Raw genomic sequence first — 7855 nt, 5'->3', positions numbered from 1 at the left:
CCGCGGGCGAGGAGCTCCGGCGCCGGCGCCGGGCCGGCGGGCGCCGGCGGCACCTTCTGCGCGGCGTAGAAGGCGGCGAGCTTCGCCCGCTCGGCATCCGTGAGCTCGGCGGCGACGGCCCGCATGATGCCGCTCGGGCGCGCGCCGGTCGCATAGTCGCGGAGCGCCTGCAGGAGATAATCGGCCTTCTGGCCGGCGAGCCGCGGAAAGGCCCCGGCGCCGCCGCCCTGGCCGCGGAAGCCGTGGCAGCGCGCGCAGGCGACGAGCGGCGTCCCGACATCGCCGAGCGCGGCGACGCGATAGGCCGTCTCCTCGGCACTGCCGCCCGGCAGCACCGCCTCGCCCTCGGCCCGCGCGCGGTATTCGGCGAGCGGCATGCCGGGCATCGCCTCCAGGAAGGCGACCATCGCCCAGATCTCGTCGTCGCGCCGCTGCGTGAGCCAGGCCGGCATGCCGGTAAATTTCAGGCCGTGCTTGACCAGGCGGAAGAGCTCCTCGGGGCTCCACTTGGCGACCTCGGACGGCAGGAAGGGCGGGACCGGCACCATGCCCCGCGAGATCGCGGTCGGCTTGTCGCCCGGCGCGCCGTGGCAGGGCTCGCAGCCGCCGGCATAATGGCCGAGGCCGCGCGCGACGAGCGCCGGATCGTCGAGCGGAGGCGGCTCCGGGGCGAGATAGGAATAGGTCCTGACCGAGCTCTCCATCGCCATGTGCAGGAACCAGCGCGTGATCGGCCAGTGGCCGGCGGAGGCGGCGACGTTGTAGAGGCCGGAATAGGCGAAGAGGACGGCACCGACGCCCTGGAGGGCGAGAACGGCCGCGACGATGAGGACGACGCGCCTCATGGCCGGCCCCCCGGCGCTTCCCGCCCAAGGAAGGCTTCGGGCAAAGCGGGGCCGCCGCGCCGCCGGCACCGCAGCGCCGCCGCCGGACGAGACGGGGAGCCCATATCTCCGCTATGCCTTGTCGGTCCGAGGGCGCAGGACGGTCCGGCCCGCTCGGCCCGGCCGCGGCCGGAGGCGGAGACCAAGAAGGAGGCGAAGGGTGGCGAAACGCGAGGTCTACGAGGGCAAGGGAACGCTGATGACCCGGGACGGCGGCATGCATCCGGGCTCGTACCGCCTGGAAGCCGAGCACGATCCGGCGGCGGGCCTGCGCGGCACGCGCGGGCATTTCGCGTTCGAGGGCCCGCAGCCGCCGGGAACGGAGGATGTCCTGCGCGGCCCGGCCACGCTGAGGCTTGCCGACGGGCGGGAGACCGATGTCGCGCTCCGCGGCCTGCACGAGGGCCGGATCGAGATCGTGGGCGCCGGACCGATCGGAAGCGAGAGCGGGTAAGGTCCATCGGCTCCTTCCTTCAGGCGCAGGGCATGCTGACGAGGGCGGGAACGGCCGTCCACGCGACCGCGAGCGCGCCGAACATGGCGACGGCGGCGGCCATCCCGCGGACGAAGCGGATCGCCGGGTCGCGCCGCGCCTCCCCCTCGCCGCGGGAGAGGCTTGCGAGGAAAAGGACGAGGAGCGCCGCCAGCGCGACCGCCGTCACCACTCCGACGAGCAGCTGGACGAGGCCGGCGCCGCCGATCCTCGCCGAGCCCCAGCCGAAGCTGCAGGCATGGGTGTTGATGGCGTAGACGAGGCCGAACTGGCAGGCCCAGACGATGAGCCCGCCCGCCATGAAGACGAGCGCGCGGCCGGCCGGCATCTCGGCCCGGCTCATCCGACCAGCCTCGGGAAGAGGTGGACGAGCGCGAGCGCGATGAGCCCCTGCGCCACCGCATAGAGCCACAGCATGCGCGTATTGTCGAAGGTGACGCGGCGGCGCGCATCGAGCAGGCCCGCGAAGGAGCGCGCGACCGTATAGGGCGCCATGACGACGAGCGCGGCGACATAGAGCCCCTGGATCACCGCGAAGCCGAAGACTATCGCGCCGTAGCTCGTTTCGGACGGCCGGACGCCGGCCCGCCAGAGGCCGAGGAGATCGGCCCCGAAGGCCGCGACGAGGAGCGGGACGGCGAGGACGAGCAGGATCCGGAACGGCCAGTTTCCGGCGCCGCCGCCGCGCGCGAGGAAGGACCCGGCGAGCAGCACGGCGCCCGCGCCCGCGAGATAGAGGAGAACGGCGCCGGCCGGCCAGGCGGGATGGGGCAGGCCCGCCCCGGGCGGCGGCCAGGCCTCCGCATTGCCGAGCCAGAGGAAGAGATAGGAGAAGACGGTGCAGGCGAAGAGCGAGCCGCCGACCAGCATGAGCACGACCATCGCCCACCAGGCGTGGCTGACCGGCCCCGTCGCATAGACCGGGAGCACGATGCCGCCGCCGATCGCGACCGGCGGATGGTCCGGATCGGGATCGGTGTCCCAGACCCAGACCAGGACGAAGGCGACGGCCAGCACCCCGCTCAGCACCGAGAGCGGGACGAGCTTCACCGTGAGGAGCAGGAAGAAGCCCGCCGTGAAGATCGCGGCGAGCACCGGCGACCAGGCCGGGCCGGGGATGCGGAGGAGATATTGCGGCTCGGCCCGGATCGGGCTCGTGACGATCGTCTCCCGGCCGCCCGTCGGCGCCCCCGGGAGGTAGTAGCGCCCCTCCTTCACGTCCTCGGCGAGGTTCGGCTGGTCCCAGAGCGGCTCGCGGCTCGTGACGATCGGGACGCTGCGGGTCTGGTAGTTGCCGCTCGGAAGCCATTCGAGCGTGCCGGCGTTCCAGACATTGCCCGGCTGCTCGGTCCGGAAGGGCCGGAACCGGCGCGCGAGGTCGAACAGGAAGAGGGCGACGCCCGCGGCGATGACGAAGGCGCCGCCGGTGGAGACCGCATTGAGCGTGTTCCAGCCGAGATCGTCCGGATAGGTCCAGACGCGGCGCGGCATGCCGCGCAGGCCGGTGATGTGCATCGTGAAGAAGGTCACGTTCACGCCGACGAAGATGAGCGCGAAGACCCAGCGCCCGATCGTCTCCGACATCCGCACGCTCGCCGTCGGCGCCCAGTAGTAGAAGGCGGCGAAGAGCGGGAACACCATGCCGCCGATCAGCACGTAGTGGAAATGGGCGACGACGAAATAGGTGTCGTGCACCTGCCAGTCGAACGGCATCATCGCCACCATCACCCCGGTGAGCCCGCCGAGCGTGAAGATGAACAGGAAGCCCAGGATGAAGAGCGCCGGCGTGTGGAGGCGCATCTTGCCGCGCGCGATCGTGGCGATCCATGCGAAGACCTGGATCCCGCTCGGGATCGAGACCGCCATGCTCGCGGCCGAGAAGAAGCTGAGCGACAGCTCCGGCAGTCCGGTCGTGAACATGTGGTGGACCCAGAGCCCGAAGCTCAGGAAGCCCGTGCCGAGGATGGCGAGGACGACGAGCCGGTAGCCCACCAGCGGGCTCTGCGCCATGCTCGGCACGATCATCGAGACCATGCCCGCGGCCGGCAGGAAGATGATGTAGACCTCGGGATGGCCGAAGAACCAGAAGAGGTGCTGCCACAGCAGCGGATCGCCGCCCCGCTCCGCGATGAAGAACGGCCAGTCGAACGCCCGCTCGAGCTCGAGCAGGAGCGTGCAGAGGATCACCGCCGGAAAGGCGAAGATGATCATGGCGGCGAAGACCAGCATGGCCCAGGAATAGACGGGCAGCTTGTCGAGCCCCTGCCCCGGCGCGCGGGTCTTGAGGACGCCGACGACGATCTCGACCGCCCCGGCGATCGCCGAGATCTCGATGAAGCCGATGCCGAGGAGCCAGAAATCCGCGCTGATGCCCGGCTCGTATTCGGTGCTCGAGAGCGGCGGGTACATGAACCACCCCGCCCGCGGCGCGACATCGAAGAAGATCGAGGTGAAGAAGACCAGCCCGCCGACGAAATAGGCCCAGAAGGCGTAGGCGCTGAGACGCGGGAAGGGCAGGTCGCGCGCGGCCTGGAGATTGGGCAGGAGATAGACGCCGAGCGCCTCCACCACCGGGACGGCGAAGAGGAACATCATCACCGTGCCGTGCATGGTGAAGAGCTGGTTGTAGAGGTCGTGGCCGACGAAGCCGCCGTTCGGCACCGCGAGCTGGGTGCGCATCACCAGCGCGAGAATGCCGGCGAGGACGAAGAAGAGCAGCGCGGTGCCGACGTAGAAGATGCCGATGATGTTGTTGTTGACGGCGGAGATTATGCGCCAGCCGCGCGGGCGATCCCAGATGCGCTCGAGCTCGGCGAGCTCCCCCGGCGGCCGCGGCGTCGCGTTCGGCAGCCTCATCGGAGCGATTCCAGGTAGGCCGCGACGGCGACGAGGTCCTCGCTCGAAAGGACGTCGAAGGACGGCATGAAATTGCCGGGCTTGATGTGCTGCGACGAGGCGATCCAGCCCTCCATCGAACCGATATTGTTGGGAAGCGTGCCCGCCGCGAGCGAGACGCGGCCGCCGACATGGGTGAGGTCGGGGCCGATCGCGCCCTTCGCCTCGGTGCCCCGGATCGTGTGGCAGGCGGCGCAGCCGGCATTGAGGAAGACCTCGGCGCCGCGCCGGGCGGCGGCATCGCCGGGAGCGGCGGCCGGCCCGCGCTCGCGCGCCATCCAGTCGCGGAACGCCGCCGGCTCCATCGCGACGGCGAAGAAGGCCATCAGCGCGTGCTCCGCGCCGCAATATTCGGCGCACTGGCCGCGGTAGATACCGGGCCGGCCGGCGGCGAAGCGGTAGCTGTTCACGCGGCCCGGGATCATGTCGAGCTTGCCGGCGAGGCTCGGGACCCAGAAGCTGTGGATCACGTCGGCCGATTTCAGGACGAATTCGACGGGGACGCCGACCGGCATCCGCACCTCGTTCGCCGAGATCGCGATGGTGCCTCCCTCCGCGTCGAGGTAGCGGACCTCCCACCACCATTGCCGGCCCGTCACCTCGATCCGGATCCCGCCCGGGGCGGGCGGCGGATCGAGCGCGCGGAGCGTCGAGAGGCCGAAGACGAGGAGGGCGGAGAGCGCGATGACCGGGAAGGCGACGCCGCCGGCGATGACGACCACGCGGCCGCCGAGCCAGCGCCGGCGCTCCGGCCTGGCGAAGACGGCGAAGAGGGCGAGCGCCAGAACGAGCAGGAAGATGGCGGCCGCGGCGGCGAACATCGCCCATCCGAGCGCGGCGACCCGATCCGCATGCGGCCCGGCGGTGTCGAGGGCCGACTGGACCCCCGCGCAGCCCTGGAGCGTCCCGCCGAGGGCGCCGAGGGCGAGGAGACGCCGCGGCTTCACGACCCGGCGTGCGCCCGCGCCCGCCCCGCGCCCGGACGTCCGGACAAAGCGGTTCCCGAGGGCACCCCGCCGCACGATCCGCGGATCCGGCGAGCCCGGGCTTCACTCGCGTCCAATGGCATCTCCCTCGCCCGTCGGCCCCGGCGGGCTTCCGGGGCGGCGTGCTGAGGGAGTCTAGAGGGCGAGGCCCCGCCGGCAAGCAGCCGGGCGGACAATCCGGGCCGGCCGGGAGCCCGGCATCAGGCGCCCGACGCCGCCCGCGCGAAATCGGGCATGCGGAAGCGGCGGCGATAGGCGCCCGGCGGCAGGCCGGTCAAGCGCCTGAAGAGGCGGCGGAAAAAGGCCGGCTCCTCGTACCCGACCTGCCAGCTGATCTCGTCGATCGGGGCCTCCGTCCGCTCCAGCCGGCGCTTGGCCTCCTCCACCCTGAGGCGCTGCACGTAGGCGATCGGGCTGAGGCCGGTCGCGCTCGCGAACCTGCGCTTGAACGTGCGCTCGGGCAGGCCGGCGCGCCGCGCCATCTCCACGAGGGGGTTCGCGACGGCGAAGTGGCCGGCGATCCAGTCCTGCGCCGCGGCGACCGCGCTGTCGCCGTGATCCCTGCGGCCCTCGAAGACGATATAGGGGGCGAGCCCGTCCTGGTGCCATTGGAGCGCGAAATAGCGCGCCACCGTCTGCGCCGCCGTTGCCCCGGCATGGCGCGCGATCAAATAGAGGACCAGATCGTGCCAGGTCATGGAGGCGCCCGAGGTGATCAGCTCCTCGCGCCGGCCGGCGATGACGAGGACCCGCTCCGGGAAGACGGGGACATCCGGGAAGGCCGCCTGGAACAGGCGGGCATAGCCGAAATGTACGGTCGCGGGCATGCCGTCGAAGAGGCCGGTCTCCGCCAGCAGGAAGACGCCCGAACAGGCCGAACAGAGGAGCGCGCCGCGCCGGTGCATCGCCTCCAGCCACGCGACGAGCTCCGGATAGCGCCCCTTACGCCATCCCTCCGGCCCGATCACCACGGAAGGCACGATGACGATGTCCGTCGCCTCGATCGCGGCCACGCTCCGCTGCACCGTGATCGGGACCCCGCTCGCGAGCTCCAGCGGCCCGGCCGAGAGCCCGACGATCTCCACCGCGAAGGGCGGCGTCCGCGGCACGCCGGCGTCCGGCGGCACGATGGAGAAGGCGTTCATCACGTCGAACACGCCGGTGAGCGTCGACACGGCGGCCTCCGGAATGGCGAGGAGGCTGACGTGGAGCGGGTCCGATCCGGCTGCGGTCCCAGGGGGCATGGCGGCTCTCTTGCGTCGGCTCAGCATAGAACCGGCAGACCGGCGGCACCACGCCCGATCGCCGCCGCAAGCCACGGTTCCGATGCGATTGGCACGATCGGACCGATACCGGCCGATACCGCTCTGCCGCGGAAGCCGTGCGCAGGCCATGTTCCGCACGCCCCGGGACCGGGGCACGAGGAGACATTGCCATGCACAACGTTCAGACCGCAGAGAGAACCCAGGCCGCAGCACTCGACCCGGCGAAGATCAACGAATGCGTCACGCGCGCCGTCGTCGACCTTTCCGCCGGCTATGGCGGCGTCATGATCAGCCTCGGCAACCGCCTCGGCCTCTACAAGGCCATGGCGGGAGCCGGCCCGCTCAGTTCGCGGGAGATTGCGCGCCGCGCCGGCTGCGCGGAGCGCTACGTGCGCGAGTGGCTCAACGCGCAGGTCGCCGGCGGCTACGTGCTCTTCCACGCCATCAGCGAGACATACGAGCTGACGCCGGAGCAGGCCTTCGTGCTGGCCGACGAGGACAGCCCGGCCTTCATCCCGAACGGCTGGTCGACGGTCGCGTCGATGTGGTCGGACGAGACGAAGGCGGTCGAGGCGTTCCGGACAGGCAAAGGCATCGCCTGGGGCGACCATGACGGGCGCCTCTTCTGCGGCGTCGCCGCCTTCTACCGCAACGCCTATCGCGGCAGCCTCGTCCAGGAATGGCTGCCCGCGCTGGACGGCGTCGTGGAGAGGCTGGAGGCGGGGGCCGTGGTCGCCGATATCGGCTGCGGCCAAGGCCATTCCACGACGCTGATGGCGGAATCCTTCCCCGCCTCGCGCTTCTACGGCTTCGACACCCATCCCGGCTCGATCGCCGAGGCAGAGCGGATCGCGGCGGCGGCGGGCGTCGCGGCGCGGACGCGCTTCGCCACGGCGCGCGCCGCGGATTATCCGGGCACGGGCTACGATCTGATCTGCTTCTTCGACTGCCTGCACGACATGGGCGATCCGCTCTCGGCCGCACGGCACGCCGCAGAGGCGCTGGCGCCGGGCGGGACCGTGATGCTGGTCGAGCCGTTCGCGAACGACCGGGTCGAGGACAACATCTCGCCGGTCGCCCGGCTCTATTATTCCGCCTCCACCACCATCTGCTGCGCCCATGCCATCTCCGAAGGCGGCCACCTGGTGCTCGGCGCGCAGGCCGGCGAGGCGCGGCTCGCGGACGTGTTCCGGAAAGCGGGCTTCACGCGTTTCCGCCGGGCAGCCGAGACGCCCTTCAACCTCGTGCTCGAGGCGCGGCTCTGAGCCGGAAGCGCAGACGGGGCCGCACACAAGGCCGCACACAAGGCCGCACACGGGGGCGTTGACCTTT

7 protein-coding genes are annotated in these 7855 nt (G+C 71.4%); 2 read left to right on the top strand and 5 right to left on the bottom strand.

The annotated features are described in order from the left end of the window. On the bottom strand, window positions 1-845 hold an 845-nt coding region (locus E4O86_RS14560; protein WP_161141279.1), incomplete at its 3' end, for a c-type cytochrome. Window positions 846-1044: 199 nt separating this feature from the next. On the opposite strand from E4O86_RS14560, the gene E4O86_RS14555 reads away from it, so the two are divergent. Then, a complete protein-coding gene (locus E4O86_RS14555; RefSeq protein ID WP_161141278.1) occupies window positions 1045-1338 on the top strand; it encodes a hypothetical protein in 294 nt (97 codons plus the stop codon). Window positions 1339-1357: 19 nt separating this feature from the next. Here E4O86_RS14555 and E4O86_RS14550 read toward each other — a convergent pair whose 3' ends face one another. The 4 genes from E4O86_RS14550 to E4O86_RS14535 all read right to left on the bottom strand — a co-directional run bounded on the left by E4O86_RS14550 (window position 1358) and on the right by E4O86_RS14535 (window position 6502). Then, entirely contained in the window at window positions 1358-1720 is a 363-nt protein-coding gene (locus tag E4O86_RS14550) for a hypothetical protein (protein ID WP_161141277.1), read from the bottom strand. Then, window positions 1717-4233, bottom strand: coding sequence for a cbb3-type cytochrome c oxidase subunit I (locus tag E4O86_RS14545; protein WP_161141276.1), 2517 nt, complete (start codon window positions 4231-4233; stop codon window positions 1717-1719). The genes E4O86_RS14550 and E4O86_RS14545 overlap by 4 nt, the downstream gene beginning before the upstream one ends. After that, the gene (locus E4O86_RS23955; RefSeq protein WP_343039168.1) at window positions 4230-5219 is read right to left on the bottom strand and encodes a cytochrome c oxidase subunit II; all 990 of its coding nucleotides are present in this window, start codon (window positions 5217-5219) and stop codon (window positions 4230-4232) included. The genes E4O86_RS14545 and E4O86_RS23955 overlap by 4 nt, the downstream gene beginning before the upstream one ends. 239 nt (window positions 5220-5458) lie before the next feature. Then, window positions 5459-6502 carry a GlxA family transcriptional regulator gene (locus E4O86_RS14535; RefSeq protein WP_161141275.1) on the bottom strand — a complete coding sequence of 348 codons (1044 nt, stop codon included), beginning with the start codon at window positions 6500-6502 and terminating at the stop codon, window positions 5459-5461. Window positions 6503-6693: 191 nt separating this feature from the next. On the opposite strand from E4O86_RS14535, the gene E4O86_RS14530 reads away from it, so the two are divergent. Beyond that, a complete protein-coding gene (locus tag E4O86_RS14530; RefSeq protein ID WP_161141274.1) occupies window positions 6694-7788 on the top strand; it encodes a class I SAM-dependent methyltransferase in 1095 nt (364 codons plus the stop codon). The last annotated feature ends 67 nt before the right edge of the window (window positions 7789-7855 follow it).

It is taken from the genome of Propylenella binzhouense (genome assembly GCF_009866965.1).
Classification (GTDB): Bacteria; Pseudomonadota; Alphaproteobacteria; order Rhizobiales; family Afifellaceae; genus Propylenella; species Propylenella binzhouense.
This window is presented reverse-complemented; position numbering and strand designations above follow the sequence as displayed.

What these genes read in the sequence shown, in the direction of transcription:
- E4O86_RS14550 (WP_161141277.1), bottom strand. Translation starts at nt 1,720, where the DNA reads ATGAGCCGGGCCGAGATGCCGGCCGGCCGCGCGCTCGTCTTCATGGCG.
- E4O86_RS14545 (WP_161141276.1), bottom strand. Translation starts at nt 4,233, where the DNA reads ATGAGGCTGCCGAACGCGACGCCGCGGCCGCCGGGGGAGCTCGCCGAG.
- E4O86_RS14535 (WP_161141275.1), bottom strand. Translation starts at nt 6,502, where the DNA reads ATGCCCCCTGGGACCGCAGCCGGATCGGACCCGCTCCACGTCAGCCTC.
- E4O86_RS14530 (WP_161141274.1), top strand. Translation starts at nt 6,694, where the DNA reads ATGCACAACGTTCAGACCGCAGAGAGAACCCAGGCCGCAGCACTCGAC.